Source organism: Rhodococcus sp. NPDC054953 (genome assembly GCF_053609225.1).
This window is the reverse complement of sequence record NZ_JBSGXD010000008.1, coordinates 1-18135: the sequence shown is the minus strand read 5'-3', so window position 1 is coordinate 18135 and position 18135 is coordinate 1. Positions and strand designations below refer to the sequence as shown.

Genomic DNA, 18135 nt, shown 5'->3' with positions numbered 1-18135 from the left:
AGCTCCGCGTCGGAGCGCGTCGTACGAAGGGGTTTTTGTGCTGAATCCGTCGGAGTCCCCTGCTGCCCGCTTCCCGGTGGTCGTCGGCGCCCCCGCTGAGCCGTTCCCGCTCTCGGCCGCGCAGCGCGGCATGTGGTTCGCCCAGCACCTCGTCCCGGACGTCCCGGTCACGATCGCCCAGTACATCGAGATCGAGGGCGACTTCGACGTCGAGGTGATGCGACACGTCGGCCGGATCGTCGCCCGCGAGTTCGGCACCCCCCTGCTGCGGATCGTCGAAGTCGATGCGGAGCCGTTCCAGGTCGTCGACGAGACGCTCGACGACGAGCTGCCATACCGCGATCTGCGGGGCGAGGCCGACCCGCATGCCGCGGCCGTCTCCTGGATGCGGCAGGACCACTCCGCCCCGATGGACCTGCTCACCGACCGGCTGCTCCGCGGCGCGGTGCTGCAGGTGGGGGACCGGCACTACTACTGGTACTTCGCGATCCACCACATCGCGCTCGACGGGTTCGGTGCCGTCACGTTCATGACCCGGATGGCGGAGCTGTACACCGCGGCGGTCCTCGGCCGGGACGTGGCGCCCTCGGTGGCCGGGGCGCTGACGGCGGTCACCGACGCCGAGGACCGCTACCGCGAGTCGACCCGGTTCCACACCGACCGCGAGTACTGGCTCGCGCGGTCGGCGGACCTGCCGTCGCCGCTGAGCCTGTCCGCGCGCCCCGGGGCCGTCGACGCCCGCTCGCGACTGGCGGGCGGGGCACTGCCCGCCCCGACCCTGACGGCGCTCCAGGAGGCGGCGACCCGGCACGGGTCCGCCGACACCGCGATCACGGTCGCCGCGCTGGCCGCCTACCTCGCGCGCATGACCGGCGCCACCGACGTGGTGCTGAGCCTGCCGGTGTCGGCCCGGACCACCGCCGTGCTGCGCAGGTCCGGTGGCATGGTGTCCAACGTCGTCCCGCTGCGGATGTCGATCACCCCCGACACCACCGTCGGTGACCTGATCTCGGCTGCCGGCCTGGAGATGACGGGTGCCCTGCGGCACCAGCGGTACCGGCACGAGGACATCCGACGCGACCTCGCGGAGGGCCTCGGCGCCGGCGGGGACCGCGGGTTCTTCGGTCCCGCGATCAACATCATGAACTTCCATTCCGAGATCACCCTCGGCGCCGAGACCGGACGGTTCAACGTGCTCTCGACCGGTCCGGTCGAGGATCTGTCAATCAACATCTACCCGAGCGTGGTTGGGCGCAGCACCCGCATCGACTTCGAGGCCAACCCGAACCGGTACACCGACCGCGAACTGCGCGATCACCACGACCGGTTCCTGCGGCTGCTCGACCGCTTCCTGTCCGCGGACCCCGCCGACCGGGTCGCCGACCTCGACGTGCTCGACGCGGCCGAGCGGGCCGCGCTGGTGCCGTTCGTCGGCGGCGCTGCGCCGGAGCCGGTGCTGTTGCCGGACCTGTTCGCCGCCGGGGCCGCCGTTGACCCGGACGCGATCGCGCTGCGGCGCGGCCCCGACACGATCAGCTACCGGGAACTCGACGCCCGCTCGAACCGGCTGGCGCGACTGCTGCTGTCGCGGGGCGCCGGGCCGGGCAGCGTCGTCGTGATGGCCCTGCCCCGATCGGCGGAGTCGGTGGTCGCGCTGTGGGCGATCGCGAGGTCCGGTGCGGTCTACCTGCCGGTCGACGCCAGCTATCCGGTCGAGCGGATCGCGCACATGATCACCGACTCCGGTGCGGCCCTTGGCATCACCTCCACGTCGCACCTCGATCGGCTGCCCGGTGACCTCGAGTGGCTTGCCCTCGACACGGCTGCCGTCGAGGGCGGCTGCGCGGCGCTGTCGCCGGCGGCGGTGACCGACGCCGATCGACCGGCGCGACTGACTGCCGCCCATCCGGCGTACATGATCTACACCTCCGGATCGACCGGCGCCCCGAAGGGGGTCGTCGTCACGCACGCCGGGCTCGCGTCCTTCGCGGCCGCGGCCCGCCCGGAACTCGGGGTAACGGCGGGCTCGCGGATGCTGCGATTCTCGTCCCCCAGCTTCGACGCCTCGATGTTCGAGATGGTGCAGGCGTTCAGCGCGGGCGCGGCACTGGTGATTGCCCCCGCCGACCTGCTTGGCGGCGCCGAGCTCACCGAACTGATGCGCGCGGAACGGGTGTCGCATGTCATTTGTGCGCCGGCGATGCTGGGTACCGTCGATCCGGCGGGGCTGGACGCGTTGGAGGCGGTCGTCGTCGGTGGTGACGTGTGCCCGCCGGACCTGGTCGCCCGGTTCGGCGAACGGTGCCGGTTCGTCAACAGCTACGGCCCAACCGAGACCACGATCGTCATCACCACAACCGATCCGCTGCGCGACCCGCGCGACATCACGATCGGTGCCCCGATCCCCGGCGCCACCGCGGTGGTCCTCGACCGCTGGCTGCGCCCGGTGCCGCCCGGCGTGGTCGGCGAGCTGTATCTCGGCGGACCCGGCCTTGCGCAGGGCTACCATCGGCGATCCGCGCTCACCGCATCCCGGTTCGTTGCCGACCCGTTCGGGGCGGTCGGGGGCAGGCTGTACCGGACCGGGGACACCGTCCGCTGGACCTGGCGCATCGGGCCGGACGGCGAGCCGACAGCGGTCCTGGACTACGTGGGGCGCAGTGACTTTCAGGTCCAGATCCGTGGCTTCCGGGTCGAGCTCGGCGAGATCGACGCGGTGCTCGCCGCGCACGCGGGGGTCGACTTCGCGGTGACGGTCGCGCACCGCCGCGGCGACACGGCGGTCCTGGTGAGCTACGCGCGGACCGCGGCCGGTCACTCGTTTGATGCGGAGGCGCTGACGGCGTTCGCTGGCCAGTTCCTGCCCGCCCACATGGTGCCCTCGACGGTCGTCGAACTGACCGAGATCCCCCTGACCGCGGCGGGCAAGGTGGATCGGGCCGCCCTGCCCGATCCCGGCGTGCGCACCACCGCGTTCCGGGCGCCGTCCACCCCGGCGGAGGCCACCATCGCGCGCGCGGTCGCCGAGGTGCTCGGGCTCGACCGGATCGGCGTCGACGACTCGTTCTTCGCCCTCGGCGGCGACAGCATCATCGCGATCCAGTTGGTGTCCCGGGCGAAGGCGGCCGGTCTTCGGTTCACCCCGCGGGACGTGTTCGAGCGCAAGACGGTTGCCGCGCTCGCCGAGGTGGCGCTGGCGGTCGACGCCGACCCGCAGCGGCTGCCCGAACTGCCGGGCGGCGGAGTCGGATCGATGCCGCTGGTCCCGATCGCCGCCGAGACGCTTGAGCGCGGCGGCGACATCGATCGCTTCTATCAGGCGTTGACGCTCACCGCCCCCGCAGGTCTCGATGTCGAAACCCTCACGGCGACCCTGGCATCGGTGCTCGATCACCACGACGCGCTCCGATCCGTTCTGGTCCGCGACGCCGTCCCCGCGCTGGTGGTGCGGCCCGCGGGAACGGTCGCCGCCGCGGACCTGATCGAGCGGGTGGTGACGGACTCGGCGCCGGGGACCGACGCCTTCGATGCGGAGCTGTCCGCCCGGTGCGCGTCCGCCGCAGGGCGTCTCGACGCCGCGGCCGGGGTGATGGTGCAGGTGGTCTGGCTCGACCCGGCCGATGCGTCGACGGCAGGCAGGCTCCTCGTTGTCGCCAACCACCTGGTCATCGACGGCGTCTCGTGGCGGATCCTGGTGCCGGACCTCGCCGCCGCGTGGGGGCAGATCGTCTCCGGTGAACAGCCAGCGCTCGACCCCGTCGGCACGTCGGCCCGGCGGTGGGCGCACGGCCTCACCGAGATGGCCGCCGGTGAGGTGATCGTCGGCGAACTGGCGGCCTGGCAGGCCATTCTGGACGGACCGGACCCGCGGATCGGCGCCCGCCCGCTCGACCCGACGCTCGACACCGGTGCGACCGCCGGGCGCGTGCACCTCACGCTGTCCGCCGACGCGACCGAGGCCCTGCTGACCACGGTGCCCGCCGCCTACCGCGGGGGTGTCGGTGACGGGCTGCTGACCGCACTGACCCTCGCCGTCGTGCAGTGGCGCGCGCGCCGCGGCACCGGGGAACCGTCGGTGCTGCTCACCCTGGAGGGACACGGCCGTGACGAGGACCTGATCACCGGCGCGGACCTGTCGCGGACCGTCGGCTGGTTCACCACCGCGCACCCGGCCCGGCTCGATGTCACCGGGATCGACCTGGACGACGCGCTGGCGGGTGGACCCGCCACCGGCCGCGCGCTGAAGCGGGTCAAGGAGCAGCTGCGCGCGGTTCCAGGCCACGGCACCGGATTCGGGGTGCTGCGACATCTGCGCGCCGACACCCGCCCGGTGCTCGCCGGGTACGCCGAACCGCAGATCGCATTCAACTATCTCGGCCGCGTCGCTGCCGCGGACATCCCCGATGCGCTCCGGGAACTCGGCTGGATCCCGGAGCCGGAACGCGCCGACCTCAATGGGGGCAGCGGGTCGGGTATGCCGACCCGGGTTGCCCTCGACATCAACGCGATCGTCACCGCGGACCCCGATGCGGGGGAGCGCCTGTCGGCGACCGTCGACTTCCCGTCCGGCGTGCTGACCGAGGCGGAGGTCGCCGAGCTGGCCGAACTGTGGCGGACCGCGCTGCTGGCGATGGTCACCCACGTGCGGCGCGGCACCGCGGGCGGACTCACCCCGTCCGACGTCCCGCTGGTGTCCGTGACCCAGGATCGAATCGACCTGTGGGAGAACGAGTACCCGTCGATGACGGACATCTGGCCGCTGTCGCCCTTGCAGTCCGGTCTGCTGCTGCACGCTGGCCTGACGGCCGACGCCGTTGACGTGTACACCTCACAGATCGTGCTGCGGCTCGGCGGCACCGTCGACGCCGCCCGCCTGCGCCGTGCCGCGCAGCGACTGCTGGACCGGCACGACAATCTCCGTGCCGCGTTCGTGTACGACGGTGACGGCATCCCCGCCCAGCTGATCCAGGATCGGGTGACGGTGGACTGGCGGGAGCTCGACGCCGCGGAGACGGACCTCGCCGGGATCGTCGACGCCGAGCGCGATCGGCGCTTCGACATGGCGGTACCCGCGCTGCTGCGGTGGCTGCTGGTCCGGCTGCCCGACGGCACCGCAGCCCTGGTGGCGACCAATCACCACATTCTCCTCGACGGGTGGTCGATGCCGCTGTTCGTCAAGGATCTGCTGCTGCTGTATGCGACGGATGCGCCGATCACGGTGCCCGCCAAGGCCTACCGCGGCTACCTTGCCTGGCTGGACATGCAGGATCGGGCCGGTGCGGTCGACGAGTGGGTGCGGGCGCTGGACGGGGTGGGGGAGCCGACCCTGCTCGCGCCGGACCAGGCAGGCAGGCAGGTCGCGTCCGTGCCCGCGGACATCGACGCGCCGATCACCGCGGAGCTGACCGCCGCGCTCGCGGACCTGGCCCGCGAGCGCGGTGTCACCGTGAACACGGTGATCCAGGTGGCGTGGGGAATCCTGCTGTCCCGGACGACCTCCCGCGACGACGTGGTGTTCGGCGCAACCGTGTCCGGCCGCCCCGCCGACCTCGCCGGGGTCGAGGAGATGCTCGGCCTGTTCATCAACACCGTCCCGGTGCGGGTGCGGATCGATCCGGTCGAATCGGTGAGCGACCTGCTCACCCGGGTGCAGAACGAGCAGGTGCGGCTGCTCGACCGGCACCACCTCTCGCTGGCCGAGGTGCAGGCCGCGGTCGGGGCGGGCGCCGTCTTCGACACCCTCACCGTGTTCGAGTCCTACCCGATCGACCGGGCCGGGCTCGACGAGAACACCGACATCGCGGGGCTGCGGGTCACCGGGATCGACGTCGCCGACGCAACCCACTATCCGATCGCGTTGGTCACCCTGCTCGAGCCGGAACTGCGTCTCACGCTGGAGTACTCCCCGGAGATGTTCTCCGCCGACGAGGTGCATCGACTGGCCGAGCGACTGACCCGGGCCCTTACCGCGCTGGCCGCCGACCCGGACGCCCCGGTCGCACGACTGGACCTGCTGTCGGACGCCGAGCGGGCGGCGACGCTGGTCCGGCCGAACGCGACCGCCAACGACGTCGAGGCCGTCACCCTGGTGGACCTGCTCGTCCGGCAGGCCGCGGCGACACCGTCCGCGGTCGCGATCACCGCCGAGGGAATCTCCTTGACCTATGCGGAGTTCGACGCGCGGGTGCATCGGCTGGCCCGCCACCTCGCCTCGCGCGGCGTGGGTCCGGAGTCGCTGGTGTGCGTCGCGATGCGCCGCTCCATCGACCAGGTCGTCGCGCTGCACGCGGTGGTCCGGGCGGGCGGCGCCTATGTGCCGCTCGACCCCGACCATCCGGCGGAACGGAACCGGCATGTCCTCGACACCGCGGCACCGGTCCTGGTACTGACCGGCGCCGCGGATGCCGCCGCGATTCCGGTGGGTGTCGATGCGGTGGTCCTCGATGACCTCGACCTCACCGGAACCGACGACGCACCCGTCACCGGGCGGCGAACGCCGCTGCGCCGGAGCAACCCGGCCTACGCGATCTTCACCTCCGGGTCCACGGGCCGCCCGAAGGGCGTCGCCGTCACCCACGACGCCATCGTCAACCGGCTGCTGTGGATGCAGGACACCTACCCGATCGACGGCAGCGACGTGGTGCTGCAGAAGACGCCGGCGACCTTCGACGTGTCGGTGTGGGAACTGTTCTGGCCCTTCATTGCCGGCGCGCGGTTGGTGGTGGCTGCTGCGGACGGTCACCGGGACCCGCACTACCTGTCCGCACTGATCCGGGACCACTCGGTCACGACCGCACACTTCGTGCCGTCGATGCTCGACGTCTTCCTCGACCACGCCGACCCCACCGCCTGCACCTCGCTGCGCCGGGTGTTCGCGAGCGGTGAGGCGTTGCCGCGCACCACCGTCTCCCGCTGGCACGAGCGACTGCGCGCGGACCTGCACAACCTGTACGGCCCCACCGAGGCCGCCGTCGACGTCACCTACCACCCCACCGATCCCACGGGCACGGGCCCGGTGCCGATCGGTGCACCGGTGTGGAACACCCGGGTGTATGTGCTCGACGCCCGACTTCGACCGGTCCCGGCGGGCGTGCCCGGCGAGCTGTACCTCGCCGGTGTGCAGCTGGCGCGCGGCTACATCGGCCGCCCGGACCTGACGGCGGACCGGTTCGTCGCGGACCCGTTCGATCACGGGCGGCGGCTGTACCGGACCGGTGACCTGGTGCGGTGGAGCGAGAACCTGGAGCTGGAATACCTGGGGCGCACCGACTTCCAGGTCAAGCTCCGCGGCCTGCGGATCGAGCTCGGCGAGATCGAAGCCGCGTTGCAGCGGCACCCCGCGGTCGCGCAGGCGGCGGCAACGGTCCGCGGCTCGGGCGCATCCGAACGGCTGGTCGGCTACGTGACCGCCGCCGCAGCGGCGGCACCGGACGCGGGACCGCTCGACGTGGCGGCGCTCGGCGCGCATGCGGCCGCCGAACTGCCGTCCTACATGGTGCCCTCGGCGTTCGTCATTCTCGAGTCGATGCCGCTCAGCGCCAACGGCAAGCTGGACCGGCGGGCGTTGCCCGAACCCGAACGCGCGGCAACCGAGTTCCATGCCCCCGCCACCGCGGCCGAACTCGCGATTGCCCGGGTGTTCGCCGAACTGCTCGACGTACCGGACGTCGGTGCCACCGACAGCTACTTCGACCTCGGCGGGAACTCGTTGACCGCGACCCGCGCGGTGGCCCGGATCAACGCCGAGCTCGGTGCCGCGATCGGGGTGCGCGAGCTGTTCGAGGCTCCGACCGTGCGCGCGCTCGCCGCCGCGGCCGAGGCGGCGAATCCCGGTGCCCTGGCACCGCTGCCGCCGGTCGCAGGCCCGCGCCCCGACCGGCTGCCGCTCTCGCCAGCGCAGTCCCGGATGTGGCTGCTCAACCAGCTCGACACCGCGTCCGGCGCATACAACATCGCGGCGGCCCTGCGCCTGTCGGGGGACCTCGACCTCGACTCGCTGCACGCCGCGATGCTCGACGTCCTCGAACGGCACGAGGTGCTGCGGACGGTGTTCCCGGACTCGACGGCCGGGCCGGAACAGCTCGTCCTCCCGGTCGGATACGCGACACCGGACCTGGCGCCGGTCGACGTCGATCCGGCCGACCTGCCCGCCGCGGTCATCCGCCTCGTCGCCGACGGCTTTGACGTCACCACCGAGGTGCCGCTGCGGGCCGCGCTGCTTCGGCTCACCACAACCGAGCACGTCCTGGTCATGGTGGTGCACCACATCAGCGCCGACGGCTGGTCCATGCGGCCGCTGGCACGGGACCTGATGGTGGCGTACACCTCCCGGATGCGCGGGTCGGCGCCGGACTGGACCCCGCTACCGGTGCAGTACGCGGACTACGCGCTGTGGAAGCTCGACGCCCTCGGATCGGACCGGGACGCCGACTCGGTCGCGTCCCGCCAGCTCGGCTACTGGACCGCGGCGCTGGCGGGGCTCCCGGAGCGTCTCGACCTGCCCACCGACCGCCCCCATCCGACGCAGCCCACCCACCGGGGCGCGGCGGTCGAGACGACGATCGACTCCGCGCTGTTCGGTGCCGTCCACGACCTGGCCCGCCGGACCCGGTCGACGCCGTTCATGGTGCTGCACGCGGCGTTGGCCGTCCTGCTGGCCCGGCTGGGGGCGACCGCCGACGTCGCGATCGGTACCCCGGTCGGGGGCCGTGGCGACGCGGCACTCGACGACGTCGTCGGCATGTTCGTCGGCACCCTGGTGCTGCGCACCCGGATCGACCAGGACGCGTCCTTCCTCGACCTGCTCGAGCGGGTGCGCGCAACGGATCTCGACGCCTACGCCCATGCGGACCTGCCGTTCGAGCGGCTGGTCGAGGTCCTCACCCCGACCCGGTCGTCGGCATACCATCCGCTGTTCCAGGTGATGCTCTCGGTCGAGGATGCGCCGCCGCCGCGCGTCGACCTGCCCGGCCTGATCGTGTCGCCCGAGCGGGTCGACGCCGCGATCGCCAAGTTCGACCTGCAGGTGGCGGTGACCCCCACCGGGTCCGGTGGCGCCGAGGTGGCGTGGACCTACGCGACGGACCTGTTCGACCGGGCATCGGTGGAGGCGTTCGCCGAGCGGTACGTGCGGGTCCTCGAGTCGGTGGTCACGGACGCGGCCGTCCCGGTCGGCGACGTGGACATCCTCGATGCTGGCGAGCGCGCGGCCGTGACCGCCGAGGCCGAACCCCAGGTTCCGCAGGCGACGCTTCCGGAGCTGCTTGCGACCGGGACGGGACTCGCCCGCGGGGGCACCGCGATCGTCAGCGACGACGGTGAACTGTCGTATGCGGAGCTCGACGCACGGTCGAACCGGTTGGCGCGGTTGCTGATCGGCAGGGGCGCAGGCCCGGAGCTGGCGGTGGCGGTGGCGCTGCCCCGGTCGGTGGAATCGATCGTCGCGGTATGGGCGGTTGCGAAGTCGGGTGCGGCATTCGTGCCGGTGGACCCGACCTATCCGACGGACCGGATCGCGCACATGCTCGCCGATTCCGGTGCGGTGCTCGGCGTGACGGATCTCGCGTCCTCGGCCACCCTGCCTGGCTCGGGCGAGGTGGACTGGGTCCGTGTCGACGACACCGTGGCGGCGACGTCGGACCTGTCCGCGGCGCCGGTGACCGACGCGGACCGCCGGTCGGCGCTGCGCCTGGAGCACCCCGCGTACCTGATCTACACCTCCGGATCGACCGGCGTCCCGAAGGGCGTCGTGGTCACCCACGCAGGCCTCGCGGCCTTCGCCGCCGAGCAGAGCGAGCGCTACGGCATCGACTCCCGCTGCCGGACCATGCATTTCGCGTCACCGAGCTTCGACGCGTCGATCCTCGAGTTGCTGATGGCCTTCACCGCGGGCGCCAGCCTCGTCGTGGTGCCGGTCGGGGTGTACGGGGGTGACGACCTCGCCGAGCGGATGCGCCGCGCCGGGGTGAGCCATGCGTTCGTGACCCCGGCCGCGCTGGCCACGCTCGATCCCGCCGCCCTTCCCGACCTCGAGGTCGTGGTGGTCGGCGGCGACGCCTGCGACGCGGCCCTGGTCGCGGCCTGGGCGCCAGGGCACCGGATGTTCAACGCATACGGGCCGACCGAGTCGACGATCATGGCGACCCTCGCCGGACCGATGACCGCCGGTGCACCGGTGCGGATCGGCACCCCGATCCGGGACACCGGGGTGCTGGTGCTCGACGGGCGACTGCGCCCGGTGCCCGCCGGTGTCACCGGCGAACTCTACGTCGCGGGCCCCGGACTCGCCCGCGGGTACCGGGACCGGGCCGGCCTGACCGCGGACCGGTTCGTGGCGAACCCGTACGGCGGCCGCGGGGACCGGATGTACCGCACCGGCGACCTGGCCCGCCGCGACCGGGCCACCGGCGAGCTCGAGTACCTCGGCCGTGGCGACTTCCAGGTGAAGATCCGGGGACACCGGATCGAGCTCGGCGAGATCGATGCCGCGCTCGCCGGCCACGCCGACGTCGAGTTCGCGGTCACCGTGGGGCACACCGGATCCGGAGGGGCGGTGTCACTCGCCTCGTACGTCGTCCCCGCCGCGGGCCGGGCGGTCGCGCCGGCCGACCTGACCGCACACCTGGCCGCGGCGCTGCCCGGGTACATGGTTCCCGCCTCGATCACCGTCCTCGAGAAGATGCCCCGCACCCCGGCGGGCAAGGTGGATCGGCGGGCCCTGCCGGAACCGGTGTTCGCGGCGCGCCCGTACGTGGCGCCGCGGACGGTGACGGAATCGCTGATCGCGGACATCTACGTGGAGGTGCTCGGAACGACGCGGGTCGGCGCCGAGGACGACTTCTTCGACCTCGGCGGCAACTCGCTCAGCGCCACCAGGGTGGTCGCACACGTCAACGCGGCCTTCGGCACCGCGCTGGCGGTGCGGTCGGTGTTCGACGCCGCGACCGTTGCCGCGCTGGCCGTCGCGGTCGACTCGGCGGGCGTCTCGGACCGGCCCGCGCTGACGCGGGGCACCCGGCCGTACCGGATTCCGCTGTCGCCCGCGCAGTCCCGGATGTGGATTCTCAACCGCTACGACCCGGCGTCGGTGGCCTACAACATTCCGCTGGTGCTGCGCCTGTCCGGTGACCTCGACGTCCCCGCCCTGCGGTCCGCGGTGGGGGACCTCGTCGACCGGCACGAGGTGCTGCGGACGGTGTACCCGGACTCCGCGGCCGGGCCGACGCAGTGGATTCTGCCCGCAGCCGAGGCGACGGTGCTGCGGGACCCGGTCGAGGTGGCCGATGGCGCGGCCCTGCGATCGGCGATCCTCGCCGAACTGTCCCAAGGGTTCGACGTCACCACCTCGGTCCCCTTGCGGGGCAGCCTGTTCCGCTGCGCGGGGGAGCACGTTCTTGTGCTGGTCATCCACCACATCAGCGCCGACGGTGCGTCGGTCGCGCCACTGGCCAGGGACCTGATGCTGGCGTACACCGCCCGCACCGACGGACACGCACCGGGCTGGGCGCCGCTGCCGCTGCAGTATGCCGACTTCAGCCTCTGGCAGCACACACTGCTCGGAGCCGACGACGACCCGGGCAGCCGGGCCGCCCGGCAGATCGCCTATTGGCGCGAACAGCTGCGTGGTGCACCCGAACTGCTGGAACTGCCGGTGGACCGGCCGCGGCCCGCGGTCGCGTCGATGCGCGGCGATGTCGTCGACCTCGACCTCGACCCGGCGTTGCTCGGGCGCCTCGACACGCTGGCGCGCAGGCACGACGCAACCCGGTTCATGGTGCTGCACGCGGCGCTCGCGGTGCTGCTGGCCCGGCTGAGCGCGAGCACCGACATCGTGGTGGGCACACCGATCGCGGGTCGCACGGAACGCGACCTCGCCGATCTCGCAGGCATGTTCGTCGGCACTCTCGCGCTGCGGACCAACATCGACCCCGCCGCGAGCTTCACCGACCACCTTGCCGCGGTCCGTGAGGTGGATCTCGCCGCCTTCGACAACGCGGACCTGCCGTTCGAGAAGCTCATCGACGTGCTCCGGCCCGTGCGGTCGCAGTCCCACTCGCCGATCTTCCAGGTCGGCCTGTCCATCGAGGACCAGGACGTGAGCAGCCTCGAACTGCCCGGCCTGCGCATCGACACGGTCGATCTCGGCATCGTGCCCGCGAAGGCCGACCTGCAGGTGACCCTGCTGGCGCGTCCCGGCGGCGCCTCGGTGGCGTGGACCTATGCGACGGACCTGTTCGACCGGGCGTCGGTGCTGGGATTCGCCGAGCGATTCGTGCGACTGCTCGACGCGGTGGCGACGGACCCCGCGGTGCCGGTGGGCGACGTGCAGATCCTGTCCGCTGACGAGCGGGCCGGACTGCCGGTCGCCGCGACGGCGGGGGTGCCCGCCGCGCTGCTGCCGGACCTGCTGACCGCGGGTGTCGATGTCGGCGGTGTCGCCGTCGCGTGCGCGGGCGTCGAGCTGTCGTACCGGGAACTCGACGAACGGTCGAATCGACTGGCGCGCCTGCTGATCGGGCGGGGCATCGGACCGGAGCGCGCGGTGGCGGTGGCGCTGCCGCGGTCGGTGGACTCGATCGTCGCCCTGTGGGCGGTCGCGAAGAGCGGCGCCGCGTACGTGCCCGTCGACCCCGGCTATCCGGCCGATCGCATCGCGCACATGCTCGCCGATTCCGGTGTGCTGCTCGGGCTCACCGACCCGGCCGGTGCCGCCGCGCTGCCCGGCGGGGTCGAGTGGCTGACATTGGGGGCCGCCGACGGGTTCCCGTCCGCGGCCGTGACCGATGCCGACCGGACCATGCCGTTGCTGCTCGAGCACGCGGCGTACGTGATCTACACGTCGGGTTCGACGGGGGTGCCGAAGGGCGTCGTGGTCACCCATGCCGGGCTCGGCGCGTTCACCGCGCAGGCGCGCCCCGAGATGGCCACCACCGCGCGGTCGCGGGTGCTGCGGCTGTCGTCGTCGAGTTTCGACGCCTCTCTGTTCGAGATGATCCAGGCGTTCAGCGCTGGCGCAACGATGGTCGTCGCGCCACCGGAGGTGATTGGCGGCGGCGAACTGACCGATCTGCTGCGCCGCGAGCGGGTCACGCACGTGCTGACCGCGCCAGCCGCGCTTGGCACGGTCGATCCGACGAACCTTCCCGACCTGGAAATGGTTGCCGTCGGCGGCGACGTGTGCCCGCCCGCGCTGCTCGAACAGTTTGGGCCGGGACGTCGATTCCTCAACGGGTACGGGCCGACGGAGACCACGATCGTCGTCACCCTGACCGATGCGATGGCGGTCGGGGAGCGGATCACGATCGGTGCCCCGCTGCAGGGGGTCGCCGCGGCGGTCCTCGACACCCGGCTGCGACCCGTTCCGGTCGGTGTCGTTGGTGAGCTGTATCTGTCGGGCCCCGGACTGGCGCGCGGCTACCATCGGCGGGCCGCGCTGACCGCGGACCGGTTTGTCGCGAACCCATACGGCGACAACGGTTCCCGAATGTATCGGACCGGTGATCTGGTGCGCCTGGACGCGCTCGGTCTGCTCGAGTACGTCGGCCGCGCCGACGCGCAGGTGAAGATCCGCGGACTGCGGGTCGAACTCGGCGAGATTGAGGCGGCGCTGTCGCGGCATGCCGCGGTCGCCGTTGCGGCGGCGACCGTGCACCGGCACCCCGTCCTCGGCGATCAGCTGGTCGGCTACGTCGTCCCCGCCGACGGTGCCCCGGTCGACGTGACCGCGGTGCTTGAGGCCGCGGCAGGGCGCCTGCCGCGGGCGTTGGTGCCGTCTGCCCTGGTCGTGCTGGAGACGATCCCGACGACACCGGCGGGCAAGGTCGACCGACGCTCCCTGCCCGAACCCGAATTCGCTTCGGGGGCATCGTCCTACCGTGAACCCGCCGACGGGACGGAGGCGCTGGTCGCCGCCGTCTACGCGGAGGTGCTCGGCGCCGAACGGGTCGGAGCGGACGACGACTTCTTCGCCGTCGGCGGCAACTCGCTGACCGCGACCCAGGTCGTCTCCCGACTGAACGCCGCCGCTGGCACGTCCATCGGGGTGCGCGCGCTGTTCGACGCGCCGACCGTGCACGCCCTCGCCGCACTGGTCGCCGCCGCACCGACCGCGGCCGGGAACCCGTCCACCCGGCCCGCACTGGTCGCTGGCGCCCGGCCTGCGCGGATCCCGCTGTCCCCGGCCCAGACCCGGATGTGGTTCCTCAACCGGTTCGACCCCGGCTCGGCCGCCTACACCATCCCGCTCGCGCTGCGGCTGACCGGCGAACTGGACGTCCCCGCCCTGCAGGCGGCGGTGCGGGACGTGCTGCAGCGGCACGAGTCGCTGCGCACCGTGTTCCCCGACACCGGGGCGGGGCCGCACCAGGTGGTGCTGCCCGTCGACGAGGTCGACCTCGACCTGACCGCCATCCCGACCCACCCGGACGACGTGTCCGCGGAGGCGGTTGCCGTGCTCGGCAGCGGATTCGACGTCACCGCGGGCATCCCGATGCGCGGCAGGCTGCTGAGGGTCGGTGACCGGGAGCACGTGCTGCTGATCGGGGTGCACCACATCGCGGCCGACGGCTTCTCGGTCGGTCCGCTGGCCCGCGACGTCGTCATCGCCTACGGGGCGCGGCGCAACGGAGCCGCACCGGGGTGGGCGCCGCTTGCGGTGCAGTACCCGGACTTCGCGCTGTGGCAGCGGACCGTCCTCGGGTCGGAGGACGACCCGCGGTCGGTGGCGGCGCGGCAGATTGAGTTCTGGCGCACCACCCTCGGCGGACTTCCCGACCTGCTCGAACTCCCCACCGACCGGCCGCGTCCGGCGGTCCGGTCGGGGCGCGGTGACCGGATCGGCTTCACGATTGAGGCCGCCGTCGTGGAGCGCCTCCGCGGGTACGCGGCCGACCACGGCACCACGGTGTTCATGGTCGTGCACGCGGCACTCGCGGTCCTGCTGAGCAGGCTGTCCGGCGCCGCCGACGTCGCGGTCGGCACCCCGGTCGCCGGCCGCGGTGAGCGTGCCCTCGACGATCTGGTCGGCATGTTCGTCAACACCCTCGTGCTCCGCACCCGAATCGACCCGGCCGCCTCCTTCGACGAGGTGCTCGGCGGCGTGCGGGACGGTGACCTTGCCGCGCTGTCCAACGCCGACCTGCCGTTCGAGCGGCTGGTGGAGGTGCTTGCCCCGACCCGATCGAGCGCGTACACGCCGCTGTTCCAGGTGCTGCTCTCGTTCGAGAACTTCGACGCGGCACCGGTCGACCTGCCCGGTCTCACGCTGACCCCCCTCGACACGGAGGTCGCCACCGCGAAGTTCGACCTGTCGGTGACGGTGTCCGAGCGCGCCGACGCCGCGGGCGCGCTGCCCGGCACCATCGTGTTTGCCACCGACCTGTTCGACCGCGCGAGCGTGGCGACGCTCGCCGATCGGTTCGTCCGGGTGCTCGCCGCCTGCCTCGAGGCCCCGCGCCGCGCGGTCGGCGAGGTCGAGCTGCGTGCCCCCGACGAGATCGCGTCCACCGAGCAGTGGAACGCGACCACGGTGCCGGTTCCGGACCGGACCCTGTCGGATCTCGTGTCCGCGCAGGCGGATCGGACGCCGGACGCGCGCGCGGTGACCGCGGCCGACGGGTGCCTGTCGTACGCAGACTTCGACGCGCGGGTCAACCGGCTGGCGCGGCTGCTGATCGCGGAGGGCGCTGGCCCGGACACCGTCGTCGCGGTCGCGATCCGCCGCTCGGTCGACTTCCTCGTCGCGGTGCACGCGGTGGTGCGGGCCGGTGCGGCCTATGTCGCCGTCGACCCCGACCAGCCGGCCGACCGCAACGCGCTCGTCGTCGCGGACGTGTGGCCGCTGTGCGTGTTGACCGCGGGTCCGGTGGACGTCCCGACCGGTGCGGTCGCGGCCCTCCCGATCGACGGCCTCGACCTCGACGCCGTCCCGGCGGGCCCGGTCACCGACGCGGATCGTCTCGCGCCGCTGCATCCCGACCACCCGGCCTATGTCGTGTACACGTCCGGGTCGACCGGCAGGCCGAAGGGCGTCGTCGTGACGCATCGGGCGATCGTGAACCAGATGCTGTGGCGTCAGGGCGAATACGGACTCGACGGCACCGACGTCGTCCTGCAGAAGACGCCGGTGACATTCGACGTGTCGGTGTGGGAATGCTTCTGGCCGCTGCTGTCCGGCGCCCGCGTCGTGGTCGCCGAACCCGACGCGCACCGCGACCCCGCCCGGCTCGTCGACCTCATCGTCGCCGAGAACGTCACCACCGTGCACTTCGTTCCGTCGATGCTGGCGCTCTTCGTCGCCGCGCCGACCGCGGGCCTTGCCGACTGCACCGGCCTGCGGCGGATCTTCTCCGGCGGGGAGGCGCTGCCCGCCGAGGTCGCGGCGCGGGTGCGTCGCGCGCTGCCGGGGGCGGTGCTGCACAACCTGTACGGCCCGGCGGAGGCCGCGGTCGACGTGACGTACCACCGCGTCGACGACGCGGACACGTCGGTGGTGCCGATCGGTGCACCGCTGTGGAATACCGGTGTCCGGGTGCTCGATACCCGGCTGCGGCCGGTGTCGGTGGGTGTCGCGGGTGAGCTGTACCTCACGGGCATCCAGCTGGCCCGCGGCTACCTGGGCCGGGCAGACCTGACCGCGGACCGGTTCGTCGCGAACCCGTTCGACCGGGCGGGCGAACGGATGTACCGCACCGGCGACCTGGTGCGGTGGAACCGGAACGGCGAACTGGAGTATGTGGGGCGCACCGACTTCCAGGTGAAGCTGCGCGGACAGCGGATCGAGCTCGGTGAGGTCGAGGCAGCGCTGCTCGCCGACCCGTCGGTCGGCCAGGCCGTCGTGGTCGTCGCCTCGACGGCGGTCGGGGAGCGGCTCGTCGGCTACCTCGTCCCGAACCCCGGCACCCGGATCGACACCGAGCGGCTGCGATCCGCCGTCGCCGCGTCCCTCGCGTCGTACATGGTGCCGTCCTCGCTGACCGTGCTCGAGGCCCTGCCGCTCGGCCCCACCGGCAAGCTGGACCGCCGGGCGCTGCCCGAGCCGGTGCTCGCGGTCGCCGACTACCTGGCCCCGTCGACGCCCGCCGAGGTCGCCGTCGCAGGCATCATCGCCGACCTGCTCGGCGTGGATCGGGTCGGCGCGAGCGACGACTTCTTCGTGCTCGGCGGGAACTCACTGGTGGCCACCCAGCTGGTGGCCCGGGTGAACACCGCGCTCGGCTCGACCATCCGGATCCGGGACGTGTTCGAGGCCCCCGGGGTCGCGGCACTGGCCGCCCGCGCCGACGCGTCGGACCGCGCCGCCGGACCGCCGCTGGTGGCGGGTCCGCGACCCGACCGGATTCCGCTGTCGCTGGCCCAATCCCGAATCTGGTTCCTCAACCGGGTCGACGTCACCTCGGCCGCGCAGAACATTCCGTACGCGCTGCGCCTGACCGGCAGCCTCGACGTCGACGCGCTGCAGGCCGCGGTGCGGGACGTGCTCGCGCGACACGAGGCCCTGCGCACCGTCTACCCGGACACCGAGGACGGACCGATCCAGGTGGTGCTCCCGGTCGAGCGGGTGGCCCTGGTCCTCGACCCGGTGCCGACCACCGAGGAGACGCTCCTCGCCGACCTGGCTCGGGTGCTCACCGAAGGATTCGACGTCACCGCGGAGATCCCGGTGCGCGGCACCGTCTTCCGGCTCACGCCCACCGACGACCGGGAGCCGGTGCACGTTCTTGCGCTCGCGCTGCACCACATCAGCGGCGACGGGTTCTCCACCCGGCCGATGATCCGCGACCTGATGCTCGCGTACACGGCCCGCACCTCGAGGCAGGAACCCGGCTGGGAGCCGCTGCCCGTGCAGTACGCCGACTTCGCGCTCTGGCAGCGCGCCGCCCTCGGATCGGAGGACGATCCCGAGTCGACCATGGCGCGGCAGATCGCCTACTGGCGCGACACCCTCGCCGCGCAACCCGACCAGCTCGAACTGCCCACCGATCGGCCCCGACCCGCGACGATGACGCAGGCCGCGGCCACCGTCGAGTTCCACCTCGGGGCATCGGAACACCGCGCCCTCACCGACCTCGCGTCCCGGCACCGGGCCACCCTCTTCATGGTCCTGCACGCGGCGTTCGCGGTATTCCTCTCCCGAAC

The 18135-nt window shown here is 72.6% G+C and carries 1 protein-coding gene; it reads left to right on the top strand.

The features are described 5' to 3' along the window. Nucleotides 1-37 precede the first annotated feature (37 nt). Nucleotides 38-18135: non-ribosomal peptide synthase/polyketide synthase (locus tag ACWF62_RS07845; protein WP_452629797.1), on the top strand; the 18098-nt coding region annotated here is incomplete at its 3' end.